Genomic DNA, 26,995 nt, shown 5'->3' on the forward strand with positions numbered 1-26,995 from the left:
CCAAAATCATCAAGCGCAATGATGACACCAGCCTCTGAAAGGCGCTCCAACACGTGCGTTATCTTAGAATCCGCATCGTCTAAAAATATGTTCTCTACGACTTCTATTTTCAAATGATGTGGCTGCAAATTGTTGTGCGCCAATGCTTCTAAAACACGCTCAACATAATCCATCGATTGAATACATAAAGAGGAGGCATTGATGCTTATAAAATCAATATCGAGCCCTTTACTTTTCCATTCTGCAAAATCACGGAGCGCAATATCCAAAATAGTTTCATCGACAGCTAAAGCGCTTTTGGGCTCAAACAGAGCATGCCAAAATTTTGCTGGGCCAACGATTGAACCATCCTTATTTTGAATGCGGGCAAGCGCCTCTACGCCTTTTATTCGCTGCGAGCTTAAATCGAATATTGGCTGATAATGCGGAAGCAATCTTCCCTCATGAATTGCCTCTTTCACCAATTCAAATGCTTGTCGTTTTTCTTCAAAAGCTTCGGTTAAGCTTGGATTATAGGTTTCGCAAACACCGCGGCCAGTCTGTTTTGCATGATATAATGCCAGATCGGCCTGCTGCTGAAATTCTTCGCAGGATTGCGTTTCTTGGTATGTTAGAGAAATGCCGATCGACGCACCAACACTAATCTCATGCCCCTCATAGGGCACGGGTAAATTGATCACTTCAATCAATTCAGAAGCCAAATCTTCAGGTTTCAGCATTTCATTTTGCACACCCATAAGGACTGCAAATTCATCCCCGCCAAGGCGTGCGCAGAATGCATTCTCAGGAATGGTATCTTCAATACGCTTGGCGATTGAACAGAGGATCTTGTCACCCGCCAAATGACCAAAGCTATCATTGATATCTTTGAACCCATCGAGATCGATCAAAAGCATTTTGAAATTGCAGTCGTCGTCATCGCTTGATCTTTCAGCCAAACTATCAAGTTTATGCTGGAACGCGAAACGATTGGCGATACCGGTCAAAGTATCAATATGTGCAGCATCCCATAGCCTCTTGGCATTTTCGTGCTCATCAGTGATATCTTTTATGATGCCGATCAGACACCGCGTTCCATCTTCGCTATATTCAATTTCTCCAAAACAACGAACACGGCGCTTGTTCCCAAGTGCCGTGATGAAATCACAGTCAATTTCGAAAGGAACACCGTGATCAACACATTTTACTATTTTTTTGACGAGCCCTGGACGTTCATATTCCGGATAGAAGGAAATAGCATCATCTAAGCTGGGCGGTTCGTTCGTCGTTAGTTCATGTATTGCATATGTCTCAGATGACCATTCCGCTATCAATGTATTTGTGTCTAAAGACCACGCGCCAATTTTGGATATTCGCGCTGTTTGAGAAAGAAGCTTACCGCGTTGGCGCGCTTTCATTTCGAGTGTTTTGGCTTCGTTCTCAGATTGGTGAGCCCGCACTAAAGCAGCAGCGATATTGGCTAGTTTTTTAAGCTGAGCAATCTGTTCTGCGTTGGCAATACGCGGCTGCGTATCAATAACGCAAATCGCGGCAATATTAGTTTCCCCATCCAGTGAAATGGGCGCACCTGCATAAAAGCGCACATTTGGCTCACCAATGACGAGAGGATTATCTTTGAATCGCTCATCCTTGGTTGCATCATTAACAACCAAAACTTCATCTTGAAGGATAGTGTATTTACAAAAGGAGACTTCACGGCTGGTATGCTCAATATCAAGCCCGAGATGTGCTTTGAACCATTGAAAATCATCCTCAATGAAGGCAACCACCGACATAGGAGTAGCAAATATTGAACTTGCAAGTTCAGCAATTGCATCAAACTCCGGCGCTGTACCCGTATTCATGATACCGGTCGCTCTTAGCGCCTCAAGTCGTTCCAACTCGTTTGTCGGATATGGGTAAGCCATTCATGGACCTTAGCTTTTAGGGGCAACGATGAAGTAAAAAGCTCACCATCGTTTCCGATTTAAACTAAATCTAACCACATGAACCTTGATATTTATTTAAACAGGTGATTCGCACGAGTTTTGAAGTGAGTGCGATTTCGCAGTTCGTGCAGCTTCGCAAACGAAAGTTCACTTTATTGCGCATTAAATTGCATTTCACATCAACAGCTTAGCTATCACCGCGATGTAATTCATCTAAAATAAATTGTTCCGGATCAGCCGTCAAAGACTGATAAAGTTTAAAATGTGACGTATCCATGAGGCGCGTTTCGCGTAGTCCCAACCTACCAATTTCCAATAGACGCGCATTGGGTAGCGCCATCAAAATGGGCGAGTGGGTTGCCATGATAATTTGCGCATTGGCGCCATGATGTATTCTGGTTAAAATACGCAATAGTTCGACTTGCCTACTCGGCGACAATGCGCTTTCTGGCTCATCCATAAAGTATATGCCTTGGCGTGACATGCGTTCTTCAAAAAAGCGCATGAATCCCTCGCCGTGGCTGGAAGAAAGAAAGTCAGGCGGAGGCCCGCCGCCGGGGTCTTCTCTTGCAGCATCATCGAGATATCGAGCGACAGAAAAGAACGACTCAGCTTTGAAGAACCAACCATTTGTTACTCTTGGCAACCATGCAGCGCGCAATATTGTGGCAAGTTCGGAGCCACTTTTGTCTAGTGCATTCGAGTGATCTACGGGCATGTATCCCTTGCCACCGCCAGCTTCATCATAGCCGCATATTGCTGCAATCGCTTCAATGAGCGTTGATTTTCCAGTTCCATTTTCACCAACAATAATCGTGATCGGCGTCGTGAATTCGAGTTCAAAATTCTGATTTTCGAGCCAAGGCAAATTAAATGGATAACCGGACTTTCCAACCAGCTTCTCGCGCATGAGCGTCAACTTCTTCAAATATGGTGAAGGTAGCTTCGTTCCAGATTTTCGTTTCGCCATTGCTGCACTTTCGCGTTTAAACCATTAAGACTATCGCTTTACGTTGAACTTGATTTGCTGCACATCACCATAGAACACCCACCGCCAATTGTTAGACAGATTGGCCCGCCGCGTAACCCGATGACCATGCCCATTGGAAATTATGCCCGCCAAGGTGTCCTGTAACATCGACAACTTCACCGATGAAATATAGCCCTGACACCGACTTTGCCTCCATCGTTTTTTGCGACAATTCAGCGGTCGAAACGCCTCCCAGTGTCACTTCCGCAGTGCGGTAGCCCTCTGTGCCGCCGGGCATAAAGGGATGTCTATGGATATAATCTTCACAAATCTGAATGGTCTTTTTAGATAGGTCGGCCAGCTTTTGTTCGCGCATGCCGAGATGCTCGACAATGTGCTGCGAAAATCTTTTCGGCAAGAAATCTGACAACAGGTTTGCAATTGTCGCCTTTGGTCTTTCATGGCGTGCTTTTGTAAGTTCCTCCGCGACATTTATCTTTGGCAACATATTGATTTCAACTGTGCCGCCTTCGCGCCAAAAGGATGAAATCTGCAATATTGCAGGCCCGCTTAACCCGCGATGGGTGATAAGCATTGCTTCTTCAAAACGGGTTTTTGCAACCGTCACCCGTACATCCATCGCAACGCCAGACAGTTTACTCCATGCTTCTGCAATGTCTGATGTATAGGTGAAAGGAACGAGCGCAGGACGCGGTACAACGATATCCAGCCCAAACTGTGCCGCGATGTCATAGCCAAGGCCTGTCGCTCCCATTTTGGGAATGGACCTGCCGCCAGTTGCGACAACTAGGCTTTGCCCATTCAAAACACCTTCACTTGTTTCAACACTAAAACCGTCTTCGGTTTTGGAAATGTGCTCAATACTTGTTTCCAGCCAAAGCTCGGCCTTGGCTGCGGCCATTTCCACAAGCAACATCTTGATAATATCTTTAGCTGAATTATCGCAGAATAGCTGACCAAGTGTTTTCTCATGAAATGCTATCTTGTGACGCTTAACAAGCGCAATGAAATCGGCACTTGAATAATTGCTCAATGCAGATTTGCAAAAATGCGGGTTCTGAGAAAGAAAGTTCTTCGGGCTGGAATGAAGATTAGTAAAGTTGCACCTGCCACCGCCTGAAATACGGATTTTTTCAGCCGGTGCTTTAGCATGATCTACGACGAGAACACGGCGTCCGCGTTTGCCCGCTTCGATCGCGCACATCAATCCAGCTGCACCGCCGCCCAGTACAATCACGTCATAATTGTTTATATTTTTCATAATAGGTCATTACGACGACATTTCTTAAAAAGCGACTGTAGGATTGAGCAAAAACGCTCTCGAACCAATGACCATTGGAAATATTAGTCGCTTATTTAGAACTTGCCGTCTATTGGATGCAAGCAAAGCTAAATTTGGGATTAGATCATGGCCGATCAGACAATAGTTCAAGCGCTGCTCTTAGGTGTTTTAGAAGGGCTCACAGAGTTTATACCTGTCTCTTCTACCGGACATATTCTGTTAGCAGGCCACTTTTTAGGTTTTGATTCAACAGGCAAGACGTTCGAAGTTCTCATTCAAGTCGGCGCTATTCTAGCAATATTATCGGTCTATGCCGCGCGGCTATGGAAAATAACAACGGACCTTCCATCCGATACTAAAACGCAGCGCTTTGTCGCCGGAATTTTGCTCGCCTTTTTACCAGCAGCTGTTATCGGCGGGTTGGCGCATGGATTTATCAAGACAATTTTGTTTGAATCTCCAATGACGATTTGTATCGCACTGCTTGTTGGCGGTGTGATTTTGCTTTGGATCGATAAGCTACCGCTCAAACCAAAATATAATAACATCATGGAATACCCGCCTTCGCTTTGCTTTAAAATCGGCCTTTGCCAGTGTCTTGCTATGATTCCGGGCACATCACGCTCTGGCGCAACAATTGCAGGTGCATTGCTGATGGGGACCGACAAGCGATCGGCGGCAGAATTTTCTTTCTTTCTTGCCATGCCGACAATGGCTGGTGCCTTCGCGCTTGATCTTTATAAAAACTATGATTTGCTAACTGCCGATGACATAACCTTGATTGTTGCGGGCTTTATTACCGCCTTTATTTCTGCTGTGATTGTTGTGCGCTATTTGCTCGACTATGTATCCAAGCACGGTTTTGCTCTTTTTGCATGGTGGCGTATATTTATCGGAACTGCAGGCCTTATCGGACTTTGGCTGGTCGGCTAAAATCCAAGACCACGACGGATCATATCAAGCGCCAAGAGCGTAACGCCGATTTTGAAAATGGTACGAAACAGACCTTCCTCCATGACGCCTAAAAGCTTGCCGCCACTGATTGTGCCCAGATAACCGGTGAGCATCATCGTCATGATCAAAGGCAGCCATTGTGCGAAGGCAAAGCCAAAGAAACCGAACGCTGCGACCTTTAACGCATGCTGAATGGTCATCGCCGCAGCTGAGTTGGCGATCAATTGTTTGCGTTCATCAAAAGTCTTAGCCAATAGCGCAACAACCAGAGGACCGCTTGCGCCAAGAAACATCGTCAATATTGTTGTGATAAAGCCGCCAATACCAATCGTGGTTATCGAGCTACTGATTGATTTGGGCAATGTCGCCCACGTCACGAGCAGGATGAAGGCCCCCAGCATTAGTTTGAGCACGGCTTCGGGTATAGCGAAAACCAATGAGCCGCCCAACAATGCGCCAAGCACAGCGCCTAGCATAAAGAACAGCAGAACACGCTTATTTAAGAACATGCGCATACGCCACATGCGCCCCGTATTTGATCCCAATTGAACAAGGCCGTGCACAGGAATAAGGGACGTAACCGGCATCAAAGTGCCCATGAGCGCTAACATGGCAACGCCGCCACCGACGCCAAAGGCGGCGGTAATTGCTGATGTAAAAAAGCTTGCTGTAATCAAAAGCACAGCGGACGCTATGCTTAGACTATCCGGTATCAGATGAGCTAGTTCAGGTAGCTGCATGTTGGCAGCCACCAATTTTAGCTATCTTTGGATATCGCATTAGGATTGCGGAATTGGCCTGTCTCGCGAAAGCGCCAAAGATAGGTTGGCAAAATCGCATCAACACTTGATGGCTTGATACCCATTGCTTCTAGCGTGCGCTCTTGCGCTTTAGCGTCAGCCGATACGACATTATCCGTTTCAAGCAAGATAACCTGATCTTTTGTTAGAAGTGGGTTTGGCAACATGCCGAGAATTGCACCCTTGAGGCGTGCAATAGCCCATGGCACAGTCGCCAAAATACGCTTGCGCTCGACGACTTTAAGCACTTCTTCCATGCATTGTTTGAAGCTCATCACTTCTGGGCCACCCAGTTCATAAATCTGGCCGCCCTTCAATTCGCCGTCAATGGCCTTAGCAATCGCTTCGGCCACGTCGATCACATAGACCGGCTGGAATTTCGTATGGCCGCCGCCAATGAGAGGCAGAACAGGTGAATAGCGTGCGAGATTTGCAAATTGGTTGAAGAAATTATCTTCTGGGCCAAAAATGATTGATGGGCGCATAATGATCGCCTTGTCGCCCAGTGCATCCATCACAGCTTTTTCGCCGCGTGCCTTGGTGCGGGCATAATCAGCATTGCTGTTCTCATCGGCACCAATAGCCGAGATGTGTACGAGCGGAATATCACGCTGAGCACAGCTTTGCGCGACTGCCTTTGCGCCAAACTCCTGCACAGCATTAAAGTTTTGCTTGCCGCTTTCAAACAAAATACCAACAAGGTTTACAGCCGCATCTGCACCATCAAGCGCGCGCTCAACCGACCAGCGATGACGCAAGTTTGCTTGCACGGCTGCAATCTGTCCAACATCACCAAGGGGCTGAAGGTGCCCAGCAAGGTCTGGCCTGCGCACGGCGGCGCGTACGCGATATCCACGCTTTGCTAGCGCGCGCGTTACATGACGACCAAGAAAGCCAGAAGCACCAAAGACGGTGATGATTTTAGGGCTGCGGGATGAGTTTGACATTTTATTCTCCGAAAACGCGGCATAAAGCCACCGGATTAAACCAGTTAATGCTGTCTAATGAAGATTGTCTAGGATTTGAAGCACAAAGTCGATTTTCAATGACAAGTATTTATAAAAAAACCGGCGAGAATGATAATTCTCGCCGGTTTTCAATGTTTTTAGAAATTAAGCTGCGTCAATTTCTGGAATGCGAAGCACCTGACCTGGATAAATTTTATCTGGGTGAGAAAGCATTGGCTTGTTTGCTTCGAAAATTATCTGATACTTATTTGCAGTGCCGTACATTTTTTTCGAAACAGCCGACAAAGTATCGCCTTTTTCAACGGTGTGAAAACGAGGCGTTTTTGCAGGTTCAGCAGAAGCAATTACACTATTGATATCGACGCTGCTGTCGAGTTTCATTCCGCTTGATGGAATGCTAACTTTCAGCTCGGAAGCTTCAACTTTAGACACACCGAGCGTATTGCCGATTGCGACCACTGCTTTTTCAAAGATTGATTGATCTTCAACCGCACCGCGAATGATCGCAGTATCGCCCTTCATTTCAATCTGAACAGCGTCTGTGCCGAGCTTGTGTGAATCGAGTTCTTTTTTCAACTCTTGTGCATTATCAGCATCGTCATCGCCAAAGCCCAGCTTTTTGCCAGCACTCTTTACAAAATCAAATAGACCCATTTTAGTTCCTCCGTGAAAAATCACTGTTTTTGCTTTCTGATATTTATGAAATAGAAAGCTGACATAACAATAGCAAGACATTAGGTCGTGCTTCTGCGTGAAAAGCAAATGATAGACCTACCTTTACCGCTTATCGCCAGCGCTACGGCTCATTATTTAATCTGTATTTGGCTGATTACATTTTTTACTTTCTGGCTCGATAAAGAACGCTCGCGCAATCAAAACGCACGGCGCATTCCAGAGCGAACATTGCTACAATTATCACTGTTTGGCGGGTGGCCAGCAGCACTTTTAGCGCGCCATTTGCTTCGCCACAAAACAGTCAAACAACCATTTTCCACTTATTTGGATATTATCGTCATCGTAGAAATCATGATTATAGTAGGCTTTTCAACCTATTACCTGTCCTCAACGCAATAGCGATAAAGCGCTCTAGCCTCGGCACCAATCACAAACTTAATGCTCTTGCGATTTACCCAAATATGAAGCAGTGTGTTAAATATGAATTTAACACACAATCCTCAGCAAGCGTCTGCTCCAAAAGACAGCGCCCAATATTCTGCACCGGCCTTGAGCAAAGGTCTGCGTGTGCTGGAATATTTGAGTGATTGCGGCGGGCCATCCACAACCCAAGAAATTGCAAAAGAACTCAATGTCACGCGCAATGAAATATTCCGCGTAATCGCTGTTTTGGAGATGGAAGGGTACCTACTGAAAGCAGGAACACCGCAAGGATATGTGATTTCAGGCCGACTGCTTGAGTTGGGGCTGAAAGAACCTCAGATAAATGATATTTTCGAAGTCGTTTCACCTCTTGCTGATAATTTGACCAAAACAACTGGCGTGCCTTGCCAACTTGTCTTTGCTAGCCGCGACGAAATGATTGTCATCAGGCGGTGGGAACCGAAGGACCGCTTGTCTATTTCAGTTCCCGTTGGCTCACGGCGCGATTTGGAGGTTACAGCTTCTGGTATTGCGATGCTGTGTTCAATGAGTGCGGAAGAATTGAGCAGAACTTCAGATGAGATTCAAAAGAGAAATCCATCCTTTTCGCAAGATGAACTCAGCACGTATCGAAGCGACTTACAAATTCATGGCTATCTGAAATTCAATAGCCGGTTAATGGATAGCGTCATTGATGTTTCCGCTCCTCTTGTATCAAAATCTGGACAAGTGATCGGCGCGCTCACCGTTCCTTATACAAACAATGCAACTTGCGAATGCACAATTACGGAAATTGGCTGCATGCTATCTGAGATTTCAAAACATGTATCGCGCCAATTGATACGAAGCTAATAGGTGGAAATATACCATGACAAACAAAAACGAACTTGATGGAAAAACCTGCTTAATCACAGCTGCGGGTCAAGGAATTGGCCGCGCAACAGTGGAGGCCTTTAGCCGCGCGGGAGCTACAGTTATTGCTGCCGACATTAACTCGCAATTGCTTGAGGAGTTATCTGCATTAGACAATGTCACGGCTCTTAATTTGGATGTGACGGACAAGCGCGCCGTTGATGATGCAATGGCAAAAATCGGTACTCTTGATGTGCTGTTTAATTGCGCAGGGTTTGTTCACGCAGGCACGATACTCGATTGCAGCGAAGATGATTGGGACTTCTCATTTAATTTGAACACGAAATCGATGTACCGCCTTTGCCGACATGTTCTGCCGAATATGATTGAGAACGGTGGCGGCTCGATCATCAACATGTCGTCAGTTGCGTCGTCGATTAAAGGTGTTCCAAACCGTTTTGCCTATTGCGCAACGAAAGCTGCCGTTATCGGACTTACAAAAGCAATTGCTGCTGATTTTATTACAAAGGGCATTCGCTGCAACGCTATTTGCCCAGGAACTGTTGAAAGCCCTTCTTTGCACGAGCGACTGCGCTCGACAGGCAACTATGAACAGGCCATGAAAGATTTTATAGCCCGCCAACCGATTGGCAGGGTAGGCAAACCAGAAGAAATTGCATCTCTTGCCCTTTATCTAGCAAGCGATGCCAGCGCATTTACAACGGGACAAACACACATCATTGACGGTGGTTGGTCCAACTAACGGGTAGGGAAAAATGAAACTAATACGTTATGGCGATAGTGGCCACGAAAAACCAGGAATGCTGGATGCTGATGGGAATCTGCGCGATTTATCAAATCACATTGATGATATTGCTGGCGCTGCATTAAGCGATGAGAACCTAAAAACGCTGGCAGCGCTTGATGTCGATACTCTTCCACTGGTCTCAACGGCCAATGGCGCGCCGCGCATCGGCCCATGCGTTGGCAATGTAGGCAAGTTCATTTGCATTGGTCTTAACTATTCGGATCACGCGGCTGAATCCGGCATGGATGTACCACCAGAACCCGTCATCTTTTTTAAGGCAACATCAGCTATTTGTGGGCCAAATGATGATGTCGAAATTCCGCGCACCTCTACTGCGACCGACTGGGAAGTTGAAATGGGTGTCGTGATTGGCAAGCATGCTAAATACATCAAGGAAGAAGACGCACTTGAGCATGTGGCAGGTTACTGCGTTATCAATGATCTTTCAGAGCGTGATTTTCAAATCAAACGGTCAGGGCAGTGGGTTAAAGGTAAATCTGCCGATACTTTTGGCCCGATTGGCCCATGGCTGGTTACGCGTGATGAAGTGCCAGATCCGCAAGCACTCAACATGTATTTGGATGTAAACGGAAAACGCATGCAGGACGGCTCTACGGCAACAATGGTTTACGGAGTTGCCCATGTAATTGCCTATTTGTCTCAATTCATGAGCCTGCACCCAGGTGACATTATCTCGACAGGCACACCGCCTGGTGTCGGCATGGGACAAAAACCTGATCCGATTTACCTGAAAGCTGGCGACACAATGACACTAGGCATCGAAGGACTGGGCACTCAAACCCAAAAAACGGTTGCCGCTTAAAACGTTATTCTCTGCAAGTTAACCGATACGAGCGATCGGTTGCTTGCACCTTTAAAACTGTTTTACCCATGACGCATTTGCCTTGGGTAAAACGCACCTAATGCGTTCAACACAATGCGCCTAAGCTGCTTTGCTCGTGATTAAGCTATTTAAAAGCTGCGCCAAATTGCTTCACTCTGCGCACAAGAACTGCTGATGCTGTAACGCTAGTACAAAATACAATCTGGCAACATTCACTCAATCACAGCAACAATATAAATTGAAAATACTTCTCTTACTATTGTTTAAAATCAATTGCGCAGCCATTATGCTCAAGAAAATTGTTTAGGAAATCTCGCAAGCAGAATACTTCAGCCATTTGATCTTAGTTATTATCACTATTCTATATTAGGAGACAAAAATGACTTGGACAAATTGGTCAGGCTCCGTTGTCACCAAACCGGAACAAATACTAAAGCCGAAAAGCGAAGCAGCCCTGTCATCGGCGCTCGCACAAAGCACTGGCCGGCTAAGAATTAGAGGCAGCGGACATTCGTTCACGGCACTTTGCGCAACCGATGAAACTCTGATTTCACTGGATGAAATGGAGGGGCGCGTTCTTGGTCATCGCACGTCCGGCGAAGAAGATATTGTGCGGCTGCAAGCAGGAGCTTCCCTAAATCAACTGTCCAAAGGTTTGCAAAAACACGGCCTCGCATTCAAGAACCTTGGTGACATTGACGTTCAATCGCTCGCAGGCGCGACGATGACAGCGACCCATGGCACAGGTCAGAACTTTCCATGCTTGGCAGGAGAAATGCGCCAGGCGAAATTGATCACGGCACAGGGCGATGTGATTGTAACAGGACCTGATACTGATCTGCTGGATGCGGCGCGTGTTTCTATGGGAGTACTGGGCATTTTGACAGAGGCCGAAATGTCAGTTCGGCCAGCGTTCAAATTGCACCGTGCGGCGCAGACGGCCAAGCTCAAAGACTTAATGGCCGACGCCCATAACCTCTGGAACACCCACCGTAACTTTGAGTTCTTCGTATTGCCGTTTTGTGATTATGCCCTTTCGCTGACCCATGAGGAAACAACAAAGCCCAACATTTGTGAAGGCAGCAGTGACGATGAGGCGGCCCTCAGGCAACTTAGATGGCTGCGTAATGCGACCAAAAGGTTCCCGCGTTTGCGCAGGAAACTGCTGAACGGGTTCGTGAAAAACAATAAAACCGAAGTCGAGATTGGAACAAGTTTTGAGTTGTTGGCTAATGTGCGCAACACTATCTTTAACGAGATGGAATACCACATGCCTGTTCAACACGGGATCGACGCGCTGGCAGAAGTGATCGCTGTGATTGAACGTGAACGAGCGGATGTCTTTTTCCCCATCGAGGTGCGTAAAACAGCGGCTGACACCGGTTGGCTCAGCCCGTTTGAGGGTGCGCCGCGGATTTCGATTGCGGTTCATGCCTACCACACGGAACAATATGATTGGTTCTTTAAACATGTCGAACCTATTTTCCGCCGCCATCAAGGCCGCCCTCATTGGGGCAAGCTACATAGTCTGGGTGCAAGCGACCTCAAAGAGCTTTATCCACGTTTTGGTGATTTCCAAAAATTGCGTAGCGAACTTGACCCTAAGAGCCGTTTGATTAACGAACATCTGGCAAAAGTCTTTGATGTCACGTTGGCTTGAAGCACGCCTGCTGCGATCACCGTAAGAAGAGAAAGTTAGCAATGTTGCCACACGACAAAAGCGGCCCAAGAGATGCGTATTTTCTACGCCTGCAATCGGCATTGAAAGCAGCGGGACAGACCCTGCCAATCTTGGTCGTGGACCGCAACCGGTTGTCGCAAAACCTTGAGCAACTAAAGCAAGATCTAGCGCCGAATATGGCACTTAGAATTGTGGCTAAATCGCTACCGTCTATTCCGCTTCTCAAGGAAGTAGCGACGGAAATGAAAACCAACCACTTCATGACATTCAACGCCCCGATGTTGGAAGCTGTGTCAGAAGCCTTTCCAGATGCAGATCAATTACTGGGCAAACCCTTCCCCGTTCAGGCGGCGGCGAAATTCTATTCAAACCAAAGTGGCGGTGTGCCTCGGGGACGAATTGGATGGCTGATCGACACCAATGCGCGGCTGGCGGAATATGCTGAACTCGCCGCAGCGCGCAGCCTGACGCTGGAAATTTCACTTGAGCTTGATGTTGGTCTTCATCGCGGCGGGTTTGTGCCTGGTGACGAATTGGACCGCGCATTGGCGACCATTCATCAATCTGCGCATCTGAATTTACATGGGTTTATGGGGTATGACGCGCATGTTGCCAAAGCACCCAAAGCCTTTGGTATGCGCCGCGGAGCATTGACGAAAGCGCTTAGCACATATCGTGCGGCATTGGCACAGGCCAGCGCGCTTTTTGGCCCCGATCATGTGCAAAAGATGATCCGCAATGGCGCAGGAAGCCCAACCTTCAAATTGCACAAAGATACAGAGATTTTGAATGAGGTTTCTGTCGGTTCGGCGTTGGTGCGGCCCACAGACTTCGACACAGATTTGTTAAAGCTCTATGCGCCTGCCCTGTTTATTGCGACACCTGCACTCAAGGTGATTGGCCCGATGCAAACCCCTGTGATTGAAAAACTGGACCTGATCAAAAACGCCCTGAATCCGAACCTGTCGACACGGGTGTTCATTCATGGTGGTTATTGGAAAGCGATGCCCGTTGATCCACCTGGCTTGTCTAATCACAAGACCTATGGCCGTTCCTCCAATCAGGAATTGCTGGTTGGAGGTGCGCATGTGCCGCTGGTCGCTGACGATTTTGTCTTTCTACGTCCCACCCAATCAGAAGCCGTATTGCTGCAATTTGGTGACATTGCCGTGTTTGAAGATGGCGCCATCACAGATCATTGGGCGCCCATGGCCATCTCAGCCTGACGCCTCATCCTCCCGCGACATTGAAAGGATGATGATCATTTCTTCTGCTGCGCGACAAAGTCTGCTTGTGCGTTCTCAATCGCGCTTTTGGCTTGGCGGCTCCTGTGCAGTTACCCATAAGTTGGTCGAGACACTCTATATAAATCAATAACTTACCCTACAAGATTTACCCATAAGTTTGCCAAAAAAAACGAAATTACAACGTAAAATCAAGGTGTCTTAGCACAAACGCACCTAGACGAAATTTACTATTATTAGGTCTTTTACTGCTTACGCTTGAGAAAGCGTTTTTCTTAGTGGACCTTTGCACGCACAAACTCTTGTAATGTGTAAAATGCATTTGAATGCACAGAGTTACGCTCTATCTGAATGCAAGGTCATATTATTTTACAGCTCCTCAAGTGACAGAGCTAAGTCGGCGACGTAAAAGGGAATTCTCCTCAAAGTACCTACATAGACCCGAGACAAATCCCCTCCAGCTTTGGGCAGCTCATCAAGATCTACAAACTAGGAAGGATTTCGTCCCCAGCTTGTAGAGATAACGTGACCGATTAAAGTCCATCACTACACTAAAAAAAGGGGGGGGGGGGTAAGCCGTGTGTGTGGCTTCTATGTACGCTGGCGTTTTTATGCCTGACACTTCAATGCGAACATCGAACAAATCTTGCTCCATCATAGTCAAACGATTTCGTGAATTAGCTCGATGTCCACGCTTTCAAAACTTTCAACATTTGAAGTGAAAATTTCGTCCTGAATTAAAGCATCATTTCTAGATGCAATGATTTAGAGGCACAAATCGACAAGTTCATCGATCACTGCAATCACCATCGCTATCATGAGAGCTTGTAAAACCTGACACCCGCTGATGTCTACTTCGGCCACCGCGAGAAAATCCTACAGCAAAGAGAAAGGACCAAGCAATACACCATCAACGAGCGGCGCTTGCAATACCGCAAGCAGGCCGCATAATATCAACCGACAGATGAGCCAAACTCTCGCTTAAATTAAGCTACTATCTGTCCGTAAACCCTTGATGACGAAAAGTGATAAACAGGCCTAAAACGTCTATAAATCCAGTTGATTATTCGCAAACACAGATTTGAGTTTGCTCCCCAAGGCCTTCTATACCAAGACGGATTTCATCCCCAGCCTTCAGATAGCGAGGCGGATTAAAGCCCATCCCTACACCTGGAGGAGTACCCGTTGAGATGACATCGCCAGGATACAGTGTCATAAATTGGCTCAAATAGCTCACAAGATGCTTGACATTGTAAACCATCGTCGCCGTTGATCCATCCTGTACGCGTTCCCCATTGACATCAAGCCACATAGAAAGTGCCTGCGGATCGGGAACCTCATCTCGCGTCACAAGGTAAGGACCAATTGGTCCAAAACCATCGCAGGATTTACCTTTGGTCCACTGCCCCTGACGCTCGATTTGGTATGCTCGCTCTGACAGATCATTGATCACGCAATACCCCGCCACATGGTCCAGCGCTTCAGCTTCGGTCACGTATTTTGCTGGCTTCCCGATCACAACACCGAGCTCGACCTCCCAATCCGTTTTTTGTGAACCACGGGGAATGACGACACCATCATTTGGGCCGCAGATGGCGCTAGTGGCCTTCATGAACATGACCGGTTCAGTAGGGATGGCCATACCACTTTCGGCAGCATGATCGGCATAATTTAAGCCAATACAAATGAACTTTCCAACACCTGAAACACAAGCGCCAATGCGAGAATCAGGTGCAACAATCGGTAGATTTCTCCAATCGATTTGCGAAAACTTTTCCAGCTCTGTCAGCGCGACTCCGCCAAGATCGTCGCAATGCTCACTCAGGCATCTTATATTATTATCAGGGTCGACAAACGCCGGCTTTTCTTTGCCAACGTCGCCGTATCGTAGAAACTTCATAGTACCGTATCCTTATTCTGTCTCAGTGGTTGTCGCGAGGAATTCCGCTATTCTGGGCAATGCGTTGAAAGTCCGGCGCATTTTCTAATACCGCCCCCTTATCGAATTGATTGATAAGGCTACGCTGAATTTGTTGCCAAGGTGTTTGATCAGGCGGATATTTAAAGTTACCTGAAGCAACTAACTTTTCTCGGCGGCTGGCGAGTACTTCGTTACTCAATAAGACATCCACTCGTCTTTTAGCCAAGTCTATACGCAGTAAGTCATTGGTTTCCAAAATGGCTAGCCCCCCCATCGCGGCGGCTTCAGGCGCAACATTTAATATGGAGGGCGAGCCAGATGTGCCAGATTGTCTTCCATCGCCAATACAGGGGAGTTCTGAAATGCCCCGTGCAATCATCGCCGCGGGTGGTTGCATATTCACGACCTCTGCACCCCCAGGGTAGCCAATCGGGCCCGCTCCACGCATTACAAGAATACAATTTTCGTCGATTTCAAGTCCCGGATCATCTAGAGTTGCGTGATAATGTTCAGGTCCATCAAAGACGATTGCACGCCCTTCGAAAGCCTCAAGATCATCAGGATTTGAAAGATAACGATCACGGAACCCTTTTGAGATAACTGAAGTCTTCATAATTGCGCTATCCCACAGATTACCACTTAGATTCAGAAACCCAGCTTGTAACTTAAGTGGCTTTTCAAAAGGTCGAATAACATCCAAATTTGTGATCGGGATGTCTGCATAGACCTCTCCCATTGTTCGACCGTCGGCCGAAAGAGCTTTTCCATCTGGGAGAGCATCGTTGGCCAAAAGAACAGATATAACTGCAGCAAGTCCACCGGCTCGATGAAAATCCTCAGCCAAATATTTGCCTGAAGGTTGCATATCGACCAATAACGGAATGGTGTGTCCAAGCCGCTCCCAATCACTATTATCAAGGTCAACCCCCATGTGTGCAGCGACGGCATTAAGGTGAATTGGTGCGTTCGTGGAACCACCGATGGCAGAATTTACGACTATCGCATTTTCGAACGCACCCCGTGTCATTATGTCCGACGGCTTAAGATCTTCGTTGACCATTTCGACGATCCGTTTGCCTGTCCGATATGCCATCTGGCCACGCTCACGATAGGGAGCAGGTATCGCACCAGCTCCAGGCAACTGCATTCCCAAAGCTTCAGCAAGGCAATTCATAGTACTCGCAGTGCCCATCGAATTGCAGTAGCCCACAGATGGTGCAGCGTCGGAAACTTTCTGCATAAACATTTCTTCATCAATTACGCCTACGGCCAAATCTTTTCGAGCATCCCAGATCACAGTGCCTGACCCCATGCGCTTTTCGCCTTCCCATCCGTTTAGCATTGGTCCAACGGAAAGAGCCAAAGCTGGAATGTTGACTGTGGCAGCTGCCATAAGTAACGCGGGAGTGGTTTTGTCACACCCGATTGTTAACACAACCCCGTCAAGCGGATAACCGTAAAGCGTTTCGACCAGACCAAGATATGCAAGATTACGGTCAAGCCCTGCTGTAGGACGCTTACCGGTTTCTTGAATTGGGTGAACTGGGAATTCAAAACAAATGCCACCCGCCGCTGTAATGCCATCGCGCACTCGTTTTGCAAGTTCCACGTGGTGACGGTTGCAGGGAGTTAGATCACTTCCGGTTTGTGCGATCCCAATGATAGGTTTGCCGGATTGCAGTTCTTCTCGTGTCAGGCCGTAGTTTAGATATCGCTCAAGGTACATCGCTGTCATCCCTGGATTCTCAGGGTTGTCGAACCATTTTTGTGACCGAAGTTTCATGTAAATTCCTATATTTCTATTTGTTTAGGCGGGAACTGGTGCATTTTGCGGCAAGAGACCGTTAGCCTTGAGTTCGGCCCAAAGATCAGCGGGAATATTTCTGTCAAAAGACGCAATATTATTAACGACATGCTCACGTTGGAGGGCGCCAACCACTACGCTTGCTACCAAAGGATGTGCGCCGGCGAATTGTAAAGCGGCATCAGCCAGCGCTGTTTGATGTCGCTTACAGATTTCTTCGATTTTGCGGACTTTAGAGAGAATAAAAGGCGTAGCTGGCTCGTAGTTAAATTTTGCTTCTGGAATGGCCCCGCTGGCAAGGATGCCAGAATTATAGACGCCCCCGGCAATGATGCCGATACCCGCGGCCTCGCATAGTGGAAACTCATTGTGCAGAACTTCGTGCTCTAGCAAAGAATAACGTAGTGCAAGCAGGAAGCAGTCAACATCAAGATGGTCAAGATACCATCGCATTGTTTCTCGATCATTTAATCCTGCACCAAATGCACCAATAACGCCGGACCGTTTCAGTTCTTCCAATGCTTTCCAACCACTTGTGAGAAGCACTTTTCTATGCATTTTAAGAGTGTCTGCATCCGGATGGAACCAACTATCCAAATCATGAATCAACAGTATGTCGATATGGTTCATACCCAATCTTAAATAACTATCTTCAACTGATCGCATGATTCCATCATATGAATAGTCAAAAGTGATCTCGAATGGCAGTGCTCCAACCCACTGGTCTGCAACAAAACTGGCAGGTTTTTTGGGTCGACGTAACAGCCGGCCAACTTTGGTCGATAAGATAAAATTATCTCGTTCACGGCGATAAAGAGCTCGACCAATGCGTATTTCAGCTTGTCCGTGACCATAGAAGGGTGAGGTGTCGAAGTATCGACACCCACCATCCCACGCACTTTGTAGAACTGACTGAGCGACGACATCATCTACAGGCTCAAACAGCTCTCCTAATCCTGCTGTGCCAAGACCAAGTGCCGAAAGAGTAAGGTCTGTCTTACCCAGTCTGCGTTTTTCCGTACTAGGTTTTATCACGATGATGCACCGGATACGCGGCGTTGCAGCGCATTGAGAATTACCGCCATCATAATAATCGCCCCAGTTGCAAAATCTTGCCAAAAGATATCGATACGAGCAAGATTGAGAAAGTTTCGGATCAAAACAATGATGACGACACCCAGAACAGTGCCGAGAACTGTTCCACGACCACCCATCAGGGACGTGCCACCTATAACAACGGCTGCAATGACTTCAAATTCAAGCCCTTGGCCCGAGTTGGGTGAAACTGCGCCAATACGCATAACATTCAGTACACCAGCTATAGACGCGCAAAGGCCAACAATTGCAAAGCACTTGAGCTTGACGCGTGTGGTGTTAATCCCTGCCAGTCTAGCAACAGTTGGATTCGCACCAACGGAATAGACCTTGCGCCCGAAAGCCATTCGATTCATCAGAAACCAGCCAGCGATATAGATTAACACAGCGACCAAGAATACTGCTGGCAAACGTAATCCAGCGTCCACAAAGGGAATTGGAATTTCAACTGGGCGGGAAACTCCAAAAGCTTTCAATCCTTCGGGAATACCAGCGATGGGTTGACCGCCTGTAACGACAAGAGTCAACGATCTTGCTATCATCAGCATTCCCAAGGTTACGATAAAGCTTGGTATTAAGAATTGCGTTACGAGAAGCCCACTTAGTATCGCAAGCGCAGGTCCAACGACGAGCCCGCCACCAATCCCAACTACAATTAGAAGGATCGGATGAGCTTCCCAAAAAGGGCTCGCGTAAGCTGCTGGCATGACGACTAAAACCCATCCCATAACAGCCCCCGTCAGCCCTACCAACGAACCGACTGAAATATCAAACTCTCCGTTTATAATTATGATGGTCATGCCAAGGGCTACAATTAGTAAAGTAACCATTTGACCCAACAGGTTTGAAATATTCACAGCAGATAAAAACCTAGGGTTCATGCCGTAAATAGTGCCGGAGAGAATGAGTAAAACCAAAATCAATTGTATTATATTCAGATTCCTGCGGCCAAAAGATATGAGGTAATTCAAAGTATCATCTCCACTGATGTATCAGACGTTTGCGTTGAGGAAATTGCTTCAAACGAAGCGTTAGCGGCGGCTGTTAATTCCTCCTGAGAAAATCCGGGTTTATCTAGACGTGCGACGATACGACCACGGAAAAGGACAAGCGCACGATCAGCGATATCCGCCAGTTCTTCCATTTCACTGGTTAGAATGATAACGGCGCATCCTTCCGCTGCTTTTTTCAAAATAAGGTCTTTGATGGATTGTTTAGCGCCAATATCGACCCCAATTGTCGGTTCATCGAGGATCAGCACACGTGGGTTTGTCATGAACCATTTGGCGAGCATCACTTTTTGTTGGTTGCCACCAGACAACGTTGAAAGCGCTGCCAATGGACCCGAAGCCTTGACAGAAAGCAGCTTCATTTGACTTTCCACCTCAGTTTTCAGCGCCTCCGAATTGAGGACACCAAAGCGTGACGAGAAACGGTCAAGGGACGGTAAACCGATATTATCAGAAATTGAAAAATCAACAATTGCACCTGTACGATGGCGGTCATTTGTGACAAGCCCAACACCCGCATTCATAGCGTCAGCTGGACTGTCCCATTGGACAATTTTCTCGTCCATCACGATTTCTCCACCCGTGGCGCGGTAGTCTGGATCAGCGAAAATAGTGCGTGCTAGATCACCTAGGCCTGCGCCAATCAATCCACCAATTCCAAGAATTTCTCCGGGCTTAATGTCAAAGCTTATTTCATTAAGACGATGGCCAAGCGAAAGGTTTCGCAACTCTAAAACGGGGGCACTAGTAATTTGATTTTCTGCACTGCGCTTCATGGAGGTCCGCAATGTGCCTCCAATCATCGTGCGAATTGCTTCCGACATGGTAATGTTGTCAGTTGATCCCTGCCATGCTGTTTTACCATCACGCAAAACTGTGAGTCGTTGAGTGTAATTGAATACTTCATTCAAATAGTGCGAAATATAGAGAACACTTACACCAGTCGCCGCTATGCCCTTCACCTGCGTGATCAGTACATCCACTTCATCCGCGGTCAGTGAGGATGTCGGCTCGTCCAATAGCAGAACGCGTGGTTTTTGACGCATAGCGCGCGCCAGTTGTACCATCTTACGTAAATCGGTTGGCAAGGATCCAAGCACAGCTTTTGGCGAAATTTCGAGGTGAAGCTTATCTAGCAGTGTGCGTGCTTCAGCTTCCATTGCCTTCTGATCAAGTAATGGTCCGCGCATGATCTCAGCATTCAGGAAGATATTCTCTACCACTGTCATGCTTTCAATTAAGTTCACGTCTTGATGTACAGTGATGAGCCCAGATGCAATTGCAACTTCTGGCGACCACCCTGTAATCGGAGAACCGCTAATTTCAATTTCACCAGAGTCGGGACGATAAACGCCACAAAGGGTTTTAACCAAAGTAGATTTCCCTGCACCGTTTTCGCCGATCAACCCGTGGATTTCACCGGGTTCTAATGTGATCGAAACGTCATCAAGCGCCTGAGTCGCTCCGAAGGACTTACTTATATTGTGCGCTCTAAGCATACCGGAATGAGTTTTGGTCTGGGGGGGAAGCCCAATTCCCCCCCGCCCGTCCATTTTAGCTGACAAATTCATTTGCCTGTCACTTGTGGGTCGTTAGCAAACTCTTCAGCATTTTCGGCAATCAAAAGGCGTGTTTCAAGACCAATGAACTCCTGAGTTTCACCACCTGTGATAGCTGCCATCACTTGGTTCAGACCAGTATAGCCCATTGCGTAAGGATCCTGCACGACAAGGCCGTCAATTTTACCGTCTCGAACCATCTGCCAAGATACTGGATCAAGATCAAAGCCAACTAGCTTGACTTCACCAACACGACCTGCACCCTCAAGCGCTGCGTATGCCCCTTGCATAACAACCTGATTAAAGGAAAAGACACCCGCCAAATCGGGTACGGAAACAAGAAGGTCTTCCATCACGTTACGACCATTATCAAGCGTCATTGCTGGCGGCATCGCAGCTTCTGGCAAGACCGTTAGACCAAGTTCTTTGGCGCGATCTTCAAATCCCTTCTGACGTAATTGTGCGTTATCGTTCGTTGGAGCATAGTCGAGCGTGACGACCTTCGCACCAGCAGGAACGATTTTTGCCATCTGCTCCGCTGCAAGCTTGCCCCCAGCGAGGTTGTCCGTGATCACAAGTGAAGTAATTTCTCCTTTTCGCACACCAATGTCAGTGACTACCACCGGCAAATTTTGCGCGTTGTAAAGGTTGGCAATCGGTTCACCAACCATGACACTGTCACCAGGGAAGATAAGTAGACCACTGACGCCTTGTGCAAAAAGATCTTCAAGATCATTAACTTGTCGCGTTTTGTCGTCGTCACCACCATTGGTTACAATGACTTCGACATCATAACCTTTATCTTTCCATTCCGCGGCAGCTGCCTCTGCTCCATTCACCATCGTTACAAGAAAAGGATTTGTTCCCCAGAAAACCGAATATCCGATTTTCACGTCTTCTGCAGACGCTGCTGATCCCATTGCCAAAATTGTTCCAGCAGCTATTAAGCCTTTTAGTTTTGATATCCTCATCATAGTTCTCCTCCAGAGTTTTGATTAAGTCATGAGTAATAAGCGACTAGATTGTCCAACCGCCGTCTATTGCTAGTGCTTGGCCCGTCATGAAGCCGGCCTTTGGATCGGCTAGATAAACGGCCAGCGCTGCAATTTCATCTGCTCGTCCAAGTCGCCCCATGGGTTGACGTGCGACAAACGCATTTCGCTGTGTTTCGATGTCAGGGCCGCTTTCTGCGATACGTTCAGCTAAAGAGGGAGTTTCAACCGTGCCAGGACATATGCAGTTTGAACGGATACCCTGCCCGACAAAATCCGCAGCAATCGACTTAGAAAGACCAAGTAATGCTGCCTTAGTGGTTCCATAAATAGCTCTATTTGGAACGCCTTTGATGGCGCTTGCGACAGAGGAAATGAATATCAACGATCCGCCGTCACGAGAGATCATTCCGGGCAGAACAGCCTGTGCCATGTGCATGGCAGAACGGACGTTTAGGTCAAAGTTGAAGTCATATTGGGCGCCAGTGACATCCAGTATTGTCCCACTGTCGACATATCCCGCACAATGGCAAAGGACGTCAGTAGAACTGGTATAATCTTTAAGTAAATCAATTGCCGAGGGATCGGTAACGTCGAGCGCGAATGTCTCAACATTGCTTTTGCCTTGATAATCATCAAGCAAAGCTGCATCCCGATCAGTAGCTATCACTTTATGGCCCGCAGCCAGCAAGCCATCAACGATTGCGCGTCCGATACCCTGTCCTGCGGCGGTAACCAAACAATTCTTACCTTCCATAATTCAATACCTCTTTAGAATTCTCAATTTTAACGTTAAAATTTTTTCTTTAAAAAAAAGATCTGCTCAAATGCGATAAATTCTTTCTGCGGATTGACCAAATAAATTGTCCCGCTCTGTAGAACTCAAACCAGAAGTAATATTGCAATAAGCCGACCATAGAACATCGAACGATGAATACATTCGGTCCACGGGGAAATTACTCGCGAACATGCATCGCTCTGAACCAAATAAGTTGATTGTTTCGAGAACAATAGGGCGGATCATTTTTTCGGTCCATGTATGAAACATCATACCAAGGCCTGAAATTTTGACTGATACGTTTTCGTATTGCGCAAGTTCTGACATTCCGGTGCGCCAACATTCCAACGACTCGGCATCATGACCAGTGGGCATACCCGTATGATTGAGAATTATAGAGGTGCCGGCATTCTGCTGTGCCAGTCTCGTAGCGGCAGTCATTTGAGCCGGATAAATCTGAAGGTCAAAAGATAGGCCAAGCGCACCAAGCATTTCAAATCCCTCGATCCAACGTGGGTTTTCCATAAATTCTTGAGGCGCGAAATTCAATCGCTCATCCACGTGGGTGTTTAGGATTTGACGGATTCCGCGTACGCGATTGTTTTTCTTTTGTGCGTCTAGCTTCTCCACAACTGAGTCGATCGAGAGATCGCAATAAGCTACAATCGCGTCTGGCTGCCCGCCCTTTTCGGCGATATTCTCAAGCCAAACTGTTTCGTCGACATCAAGACCAGCATCAACAGCCGCCTCGATATGTACTGATTTCACAATCTCGAACTTACCGCTCTCAGAAAGGTAATCATCAAGCTTATAAGTTTTGCGAATGGAGCTATTGTCTCCAAAGACACCTTCGGACGTTTCTGTCGTTAACCATGGATAAGACAACTCGTCCAAATCCCAGAGATGAAAATGCGGATCAATGATCTTCATGTGGAAGAGCCCTGTAAAAATGGCCCAACAGTACTGTTTCGCACAACAAGTGAACATGACTGGAGTTCGTGTATGCTTGACCCTGCCGATTCAGGTTTTTCAATCTTTTTTATCAAGCGTTCAATTGCCTGGCGGGCAAGACTCGCAGGATGGAAAGAGATACTGGAAAGGCTAACTCCTGGTAACGATGACATTTCCATGTCATCAAAACCGACAATCGCAACATCTTGCGGAATTTTAAGTCCTCTCGCAGCCAACTCGTCCATCGCGCCGTAAGCCATAATATCACTTGCACAGAAAATTGCGGTAAAAGGAAAACCGCTATCCAGCATCAGTTGACAAGCCGCACGCCCACCTTCTCTAGTATAATTCCCACGTACAACTAGTTCCGGAATTACCGCCAGTCCGGCCTTGTCTATCCCGTCAACAAATCCTTGATACCGGCTCCTCGCAGTCGAATTATTGACGCCCGCTATAAATCCGATACTGCGATGACCACAATCGATAAGATGCTCGGTCGCTAAGCGACCCCCCTCCCGATTGTCAGCTTCGAAAACGTCACAAACGCTCTTGGAGCTGCGATTCAAAATTTCCACAACAGGTACATCTAACTTAGTGATCACGCGACTTGCGGCGCCCTCCATCTCTTCTGTGTCAGAAGGTGAAATCAAAATACCAGCCACGCTGTGCTCAATAATCGTGTTGACGACACTAAGTTCAACATTAACATCACGCTCTGTCACAGCCATCATCACCGTGTATCCTTGCCGCTCTGCTTCACGCACGACTGCCTGCGCAACTTCAGCATACATAGAGTTGGTCATACTAGGCACTACAAGGCCGATCAGACTAAACTTGTTTGTTTTCAAGCTGCGCGCCATGGCATTTCGGCGATACCCCATTTTCTCCAGATGCTGGAGAACAAGCTTACGGGTTTCTTCACGAACTACCGATCGGTTGTTGAGAACATTTGAGACTGTCTGATGCGACACCCCAGCGGAGCGGGCAACTTCTGCAAGGGTAACTTTCCGTTTCAATTTGTATCGCCCATCGTAATTTTAACGTTAAAATAGCGTAATCTTGTAACTACAGCTATGTCAAGATTTATTTTACCGTGCTTGTTCTGCTATCAGGGACCTTTAGCTTTTTAACGGTTTAAAGGGGATGTTTTGTAATTTTGACCCCATATTCTTATGTGGCTACGTTGCACAAGAGGACAGTATAATTGATTTCTATGTGTTCTGGCGTTGTTACAACTGACACATCAATGCGGACATCGAACAAATCCTGCTCCATCATAATCAAATGATTTCGTGAATTAAATCGATGCCCACCCTTTTAAACTTTCAGCATTTAAAGTGAAAATGTCGTCCTGAACTAAAGCATCATTTCTAGATGCAATGATTTAGAGGCACATCCTGCAATCATGAGATCGAGTGTGTCTGTTATTATCCAATATAATATGCTTACCCCGCACCACTAAGAACAATCTTCTGACTTTCTTAAATGACTCTATCATTTCCACCATCCACCGAGATTTGCGCACCTGTTGTTGCGCGTAACACCGTATCGCAAAATGTAACGACAGCATTGGCAACATCAACCGAGCCTATTTCGCATCCTAAAAGGTTGCGCGTTTTGTACTCCTCAACTGTCATGCCATACCGTTTGGCAGACCTTTTAAGTGCATCTTCAGTCCAGATTCCAGTGTCAAAAACTGCATCTGGATGTAGCGCATTGACGCGAATGCCTTCGGGGGCCAATTCTAATGCGGCCACACGCATCAACTGAGTGAGCCCCGCCTTCGCTACAGAGTAGGCCGCAGCTCCTGGGCCCGGGGCTGTCACATTACGTGAGGCCATAAATACTACTGCAGGGTCAACACCATGTCGCAGATAAGGAACCGCTTGTTTTAAAGTTTTCCGGTGGGCGGTTAAATTAATAGCAAGACTTTGATCCCACGTTGCATCATCTAATTTCTCGATCCATTGACCGCTTTTGAAGATGCCCGCGTTCAGCACAAGGTGGTCGATTCCGCCATATTCTAAAACGATATTCTTAAGAGCTTCTGCGACTGCAGCCTCATCATTGAGATCAAGCACCTTGCCCTCGAACCCCAAGCGGTTCATTTTCTCGCCTACCTTTGGGTCAAGATCTAATCCAATTACGACGGCGCCGGCCTCGGCCAGTGCCATCGCTGACGCGGCCCCGATACCTGAAGCGGCACCTGACACAACGGACACTTTTCCGGCGAGGCGGGCGTCAGGTTTTTGACGTCGTAACTTGGCTTGTTCCAACTCCCAATATTCGAGATCCCGCAGATCTTGTTCACTCAAACCCTGCCATCCACCAAGTTTATGAGCGTGTAGCATCGCTCGCAAGGTAGTCGCGCCTACATCTGCAGAGATAGCAGACCGTTTGAGATTAACACCAAAACTGCGTGCATTGCCGTCGGCAAAAATAGCCCAATGCGGATGCGATGGAAGCATCGTTAGCGTGTCATCATTGGCACGTTTGAAATAGGCAAGATATTCCTCTGCGAACGCATCAAGCCCCACACCGTCTTCGTCAACCATAGCAGGGAAGGGCTTATTGTGGATCACATGCTCGGGGGTCAATGTCCCGTTTCGCAGCAGCTTCCCAATTTCATCGGTGAGCTCAGATGGGATTGCCCCTGACGGACGTGAAATAACAGCTTTAGCCGCCAAGTCTGAAACGCCTTTTCTCAGTTTTGCGACCAGTAGAGGATCTTGTGCAGGCGGGTCGGAAAGCGCAAGATCACCGTTGGTTTTGATCAACCATTGCTCGGCTTCATCCACAATACTGACCATACGTTCGTAAGCTTGCTTCGCATCTTCATCGTAGGTAAATATGCCGTGGTTTTCGAGGATGATTGCCTCGAATTGGCCAAAGTCATACTCTTCCAATGCGGCTTTGAACTGTTTAGCGAGGTCAAAGCCAGGCTTCACGTAAGGCAACACGAGAACGCGAGAACCATATAAATCGCGAAATTTATTCGAACCATTTGGGCTGTTTGAAATGGTCAAAATCGCGTCCGCGTGGGAATGATCGACATATTTGAACGGAACAAGTGCATGCACAATCGCCTCGATTGAAGCCGCGGCAGCGGATGCATCTAGGCGAGCACGCAAACATTCGTTGACCATATCAGGGTCGCTTAAGCTGTCTAGACCCGCCAATTTCAACAATGGTTTCATTTCTAGGGCCGTAAACCCTTCGGTGCCCATTTTAGCGAGATCAAAGCCGCTCGCCTTCACCCAGATAATATCGTGAACGTCACCAAATTGATCCGTGTGAGTGGACTTAACGGAGGTATTCCCCCCGCCGTGCAACACCATCTTCGGCTCAACTCCTATCAATTTTGAGGTATAGGCTCGCAGTTCGACATCTGTCGTGCATGCTGCTGCATCAGGATCGTTCCAAAGGGATTTCACG

Annotated in this window: 23 protein-coding genes; 7 read left to right on the top strand and 16 right to left on the bottom strand. The window is 47.3% G+C overall.

Features of this window, described 5'->3' with window-relative positions; all coding sequences use genetic code 11:
- The 3 genes from C504_RS0111815 to C504_RS0111825 form a co-directional block, all read right to left on the bottom strand.
- Positions 1–1,907 (bottom strand): sensor domain-containing phosphodiesterase (locus C504_RS0111815; RefSeq protein ID WP_156815945.1); only part of this gene is annotated, 1,907 nt, incomplete at its 3' end.
- Between the two features lie 208 nt (positions 1,908–2,115).
- A complete protein-coding gene (locus C504_RS0111820) occupies positions 2,116–2,898 on the bottom strand; it encodes an AAA family ATPase (RefSeq protein ID WP_018689555.1) in 783 nt (260 codons plus the stop codon).
- Positions 2,899–2,989: 91 nt separating this feature from the next.
- Positions 2,990–4,180 (bottom strand): BaiN/RdsA family NAD(P)/FAD-dependent oxidoreductase, encoded by a 1,191-nt coding sequence (locus C504_RS0111825; protein ID WP_018689556.1) that lies wholly within the window; start codon positions 4,178–4,180, stop codon positions 2,990–2,992.
- Positions 4,181–4,327: 147 nt separating this feature from the next.
- Between C504_RS0111825 and C504_RS0111830 the strand changes: the two genes are divergently transcribed.
- Positions 4,328–5,134 carry an undecaprenyl-diphosphate phosphatase gene (locus C504_RS0111830; protein WP_018689557.1) on the top strand — a complete coding sequence of 269 codons (807 nt, stop codon included), beginning with the start codon at positions 4,328–4,330 and terminating at the stop codon, positions 5,132–5,134.
- Here the strand turns inward: C504_RS0111830 and C504_RS0111835 are convergent.
- The 3 genes from C504_RS0111835 to lysM form a co-directional block, all read right to left on the bottom strand.
- On the bottom strand, positions 5,131–5,895 hold the full coding sequence (locus C504_RS0111835) for a sulfite exporter TauE/SafE family protein (RefSeq protein ID WP_018689558.1): 765 nt from the start codon (positions 5,893–5,895) through the stop codon (positions 5,131–5,133). The genes C504_RS0111830 and C504_RS0111835 overlap by 4 nt on opposite strands.
- A 17-nt stretch (positions 5,896–5,912) precedes the next feature.
- A complete protein-coding gene (locus C504_RS0111840; RefSeq protein ID WP_018689559.1) occupies positions 5,913–6,902 on the bottom strand; it encodes a complex I NDUFA9 subunit family protein in 990 nt (329 codons plus the stop codon).
- Positions 6,903–7,067: 165 nt separating this feature from the next.
- On the bottom strand, positions 7,068–7,577 hold the full coding sequence (gene lysM, locus C504_RS0111845) for a peptidoglycan-binding protein LysM (protein ID WP_018689560.1): 510 nt from the start codon (positions 7,575–7,577) through the stop codon (positions 7,068–7,070).
- A gap of 108 nt (positions 7,578–7,685) precedes the next feature.
- On the opposite strand from lysM, the gene C504_RS0111850 reads away from it, so the two are divergent.
- The 6 genes from C504_RS0111850 to C504_RS0111875 all read left to right on the top strand — a co-directional run bounded on the left by C504_RS0111850 (position 7,686) and on the right by C504_RS0111875 (position 13,432).
- On the top strand, positions 7,686–7,997 hold the full coding sequence (locus C504_RS0111850) for a DUF1294 domain-containing protein (RefSeq protein ID WP_018689561.1): 312 nt from the start codon (positions 7,686–7,688) through the stop codon (positions 7,995–7,997).
- 81 nt (positions 7,998–8,078) lie between these two features.
- Complete coding sequence (locus C504_RS0111855) at positions 8,079–8,873, top strand: IclR family transcriptional regulator (RefSeq protein WP_018689562.1); 795 nt, start codon at positions 8,079–8,081, stop codon at positions 8,871–8,873.
- Between the two features lie 16 nt (positions 8,874–8,889).
- Positions 8,890–9,636, top strand: a complete 747-nt coding sequence (locus C504_RS0111860) for an SDR family oxidoreductase (protein ID WP_018689563.1) — start codon at positions 8,890–8,892, stop codon at positions 9,634–9,636.
- Between the two features lie 13 nt (positions 9,637–9,649).
- Positions 9,650–10,504: a fumarylacetoacetate hydrolase family protein gene (locus C504_RS0111865; RefSeq protein ID WP_018689564.1), complete on the top strand. Its 855-nt coding sequence runs from the start codon at positions 9,650–9,652 to the stop codon at positions 10,502–10,504.
- 400 nt (positions 10,505–10,904) lie between these two features.
- On the top strand, positions 10,905–12,185 hold the full coding sequence (locus C504_RS17795) for a D-arabinono-1,4-lactone oxidase (RefSeq protein WP_018689565.1): 1,281 nt from the start codon (positions 10,905–10,907) through the stop codon (positions 12,183–12,185).
- A gap of 41 nt (positions 12,186–12,226) precedes the next feature.
- Positions 12,227–13,432 (top strand): alanine racemase, encoded by a 1,206-nt coding sequence (locus C504_RS0111875; RefSeq protein WP_018689566.1) that lies wholly within the window; start codon positions 12,227–12,229, stop codon positions 13,430–13,432.
- A gap of 1,081 nt (positions 13,433–14,513) precedes the next feature.
- Here the strand turns inward: C504_RS0111875 and C504_RS0111885 are convergent.
- The 10 genes from C504_RS0111885 to C504_RS0111930 all read right to left on the bottom strand — a co-directional run bounded on the left by C504_RS0111885 (position 14,514) and on the right by C504_RS0111930 (position 26,994).
- Positions 14,514–15,350 carry a fumarylacetoacetate hydrolase family protein gene (locus tag C504_RS0111885; RefSeq protein ID WP_018689568.1) on the bottom strand — a complete coding sequence of 279 codons (837 nt, stop codon included), beginning with the start codon at positions 15,348–15,350 and terminating at the stop codon, positions 14,514–14,516.
- 22 nt (positions 15,351–15,372) lie between these two features.
- Positions 15,373–17,154 carry an IlvD/Edd family dehydratase gene (locus tag C504_RS0111890; RefSeq protein WP_026317441.1) on the bottom strand — a complete coding sequence of 594 codons (1,782 nt, stop codon included), beginning with the start codon at positions 17,152–17,154 and terminating at the stop codon, positions 15,373–15,375.
- Between the two features lie 24 nt (positions 17,155–17,178).
- Positions 17,179–18,210, bottom strand: coding sequence for an aldo/keto reductase (locus tag C504_RS0111895; RefSeq protein ID WP_211097975.1), 1,032 nt, complete (start codon positions 18,208–18,210; stop codon positions 17,179–17,181).
- Entirely contained in the window at positions 18,207–19,100 is an 894-nt protein-coding gene (locus C504_RS0111900; RefSeq protein ID WP_245555193.1) for an ABC transporter permease, read from the bottom strand. The genes C504_RS0111895 and C504_RS0111900 overlap by 4 nt, the downstream gene beginning before the upstream one ends.
- A gap of 137 nt (positions 19,101–19,237) precedes the next feature.
- Positions 19,238–20,851 (bottom strand): sugar ABC transporter ATP-binding protein, encoded by a 1,614-nt coding sequence (locus C504_RS17800; RefSeq protein WP_083923181.1) that lies wholly within the window; start codon positions 20,849–20,851, stop codon positions 19,238–19,240.
- The gene (locus tag C504_RS0111910) at positions 20,848–21,813 is read right to left on the bottom strand and encodes a substrate-binding domain-containing protein (RefSeq protein ID WP_018689574.1); all 966 of its coding nucleotides are present in this window, start codon (positions 21,811–21,813) and stop codon (positions 20,848–20,850) included. The genes C504_RS17800 and C504_RS0111910 overlap by 4 nt, the downstream gene beginning before the upstream one ends.
- A gap of 43 nt (positions 21,814–21,856) precedes the next feature.
- A complete protein-coding gene (locus tag C504_RS0111915) occupies positions 21,857–22,588 on the bottom strand; it encodes an SDR family oxidoreductase (RefSeq protein WP_018689575.1) in 732 nt (243 codons plus the stop codon).
- Positions 22,589–22,654: 66 nt separating this feature from the next.
- Positions 22,655–23,539: an amidohydrolase family protein gene (locus C504_RS0111920; RefSeq protein ID WP_018689576.1), complete on the bottom strand. Its 885-nt coding sequence runs from the start codon at positions 23,537–23,539 to the stop codon at positions 22,655–22,657.
- The gene (locus C504_RS0111925; RefSeq protein ID WP_018689577.1) at positions 23,536–24,576 is read right to left on the bottom strand and encodes a LacI family DNA-binding transcriptional regulator; all 1,041 of its coding nucleotides are present in this window, start codon (positions 24,574–24,576) and stop codon (positions 23,536–23,538) included. The genes C504_RS0111920 and C504_RS0111925 overlap by 4 nt, the downstream gene beginning before the upstream one ends.
- 465 nt (positions 24,577–25,041) lie before the next feature.
- Positions 25,042–26,994: an SDR family oxidoreductase gene (locus tag C504_RS0111930; protein ID WP_018689578.1), complete on the bottom strand. Its 1,953-nt coding sequence runs from the start codon at positions 26,992–26,994 to the stop codon at positions 25,042–25,044.
- Between the last annotated feature and the right edge of the window lies 1 nt (position 26,995).

The organism is Ahrensia kielensis DSM 5890 (assembly GCF_000374465.1).
GTDB classification, from domain to species: domain Bacteria; phylum Pseudomonadota; class Alphaproteobacteria; order Rhizobiales; family Rhizobiaceae; genus Ahrensia; species Ahrensia kielensis.

Coding starts and splice junctions, on each gene's coding strand:
- C504_RS0111820 (WP_018689555.1), bottom strand. CDS start 2,898: ATGGCGAAACGAAAATCTGGAACGAAGCTACCTTCACCATATTTGAAG.
- C504_RS0111825 (WP_018689556.1), bottom strand. CDS start 4,180: ATGAAAAATATAAACAATTATGACGTGATTGTACTGGGCGGCGGTGCA.
- C504_RS0111830 (WP_018689557.1), top strand. CDS start 4,328: ATGGCCGATCAGACAATAGTTCAAGCGCTGCTCTTAGGTGTTTTAGAA.
- C504_RS0111835 (WP_018689558.1), bottom strand. CDS start 5,895: ATGCAGCTACCTGAACTAGCTCATCTGATACCGGATAGTCTAAGCATA.
- C504_RS0111840 (WP_018689559.1), bottom strand. CDS start 6,902: ATGTCAAACTCATCCCGCAGCCCTAAAATCATCACCGTCTTTGGTGCT.
- lysM (WP_018689560.1), bottom strand. CDS start 7,577: ATGGGTCTATTTGATTTTGTAAAGAGTGCTGGCAAAAAGCTGGGCTTT.
- C504_RS0111850 (WP_018689561.1), top strand. CDS start 7,686: ATGATAGACCTACCTTTACCGCTTATCGCCAGCGCTACGGCTCATTAT.
- C504_RS0111855 (WP_018689562.1), top strand. CDS start 8,079: ATGAATTTAACACACAATCCTCAGCAAGCGTCTGCTCCAAAAGACAGC.
- C504_RS0111860 (WP_018689563.1), top strand. CDS start 8,890: ATGACAAACAAAAACGAACTTGATGGAAAAACCTGCTTAATCACAGCT.
- C504_RS0111865 (WP_018689564.1), top strand. CDS start 9,650: ATGAAACTAATACGTTATGGCGATAGTGGCCACGAAAAACCAGGAATG.
- C504_RS17795 (WP_018689565.1), top strand. CDS start 10,905: ATGACTTGGACAAATTGGTCAGGCTCCGTTGTCACCAAACCGGAACAA.
- C504_RS0111875 (WP_018689566.1), top strand. CDS start 12,227: ATGTTGCCACACGACAAAAGCGGCCCAAGAGATGCGTATTTTCTACGC.
- C504_RS0111885 (WP_018689568.1), bottom strand. CDS start 15,350: ATGAAGTTTCTACGATACGGCGACGTTGGCAAAGAAAAGCCGGCGTTT.
- C504_RS0111890 (WP_026317441.1), bottom strand. CDS start 17,154: ATGAAACTTCGGTCACAAAAATGGTTCGACAACCCTGAGAATCCAGGG.
- C504_RS0111900 (WP_245555193.1), bottom strand. CDS start 19,100: ATGGTTACTTTACTAATTGTAGCCCTTGGCATGACCATCATAATTATA.
- C504_RS17800 (WP_083923181.1), bottom strand. CDS start 20,851: ATGAATTTGTCAGCTAAAATGGACGGGCGGGGGGGAATTGGGCTTCCC.
- C504_RS0111910 (WP_018689574.1), bottom strand. CDS start 21,813: ATGATGAGGATATCAAAACTAAAAGGCTTAATAGCTGCTGGAACAATT.
- C504_RS0111915 (WP_018689575.1), bottom strand. CDS start 22,588: ATGGAAGGTAAGAATTGTTTGGTTACCGCCGCAGGACAGGGTATCGGA.
- C504_RS0111920 (WP_018689576.1), bottom strand. CDS start 23,539: ATGAAGATCATTGATCCGCATTTTCATCTCTGGGATTTGGACGAGTTG.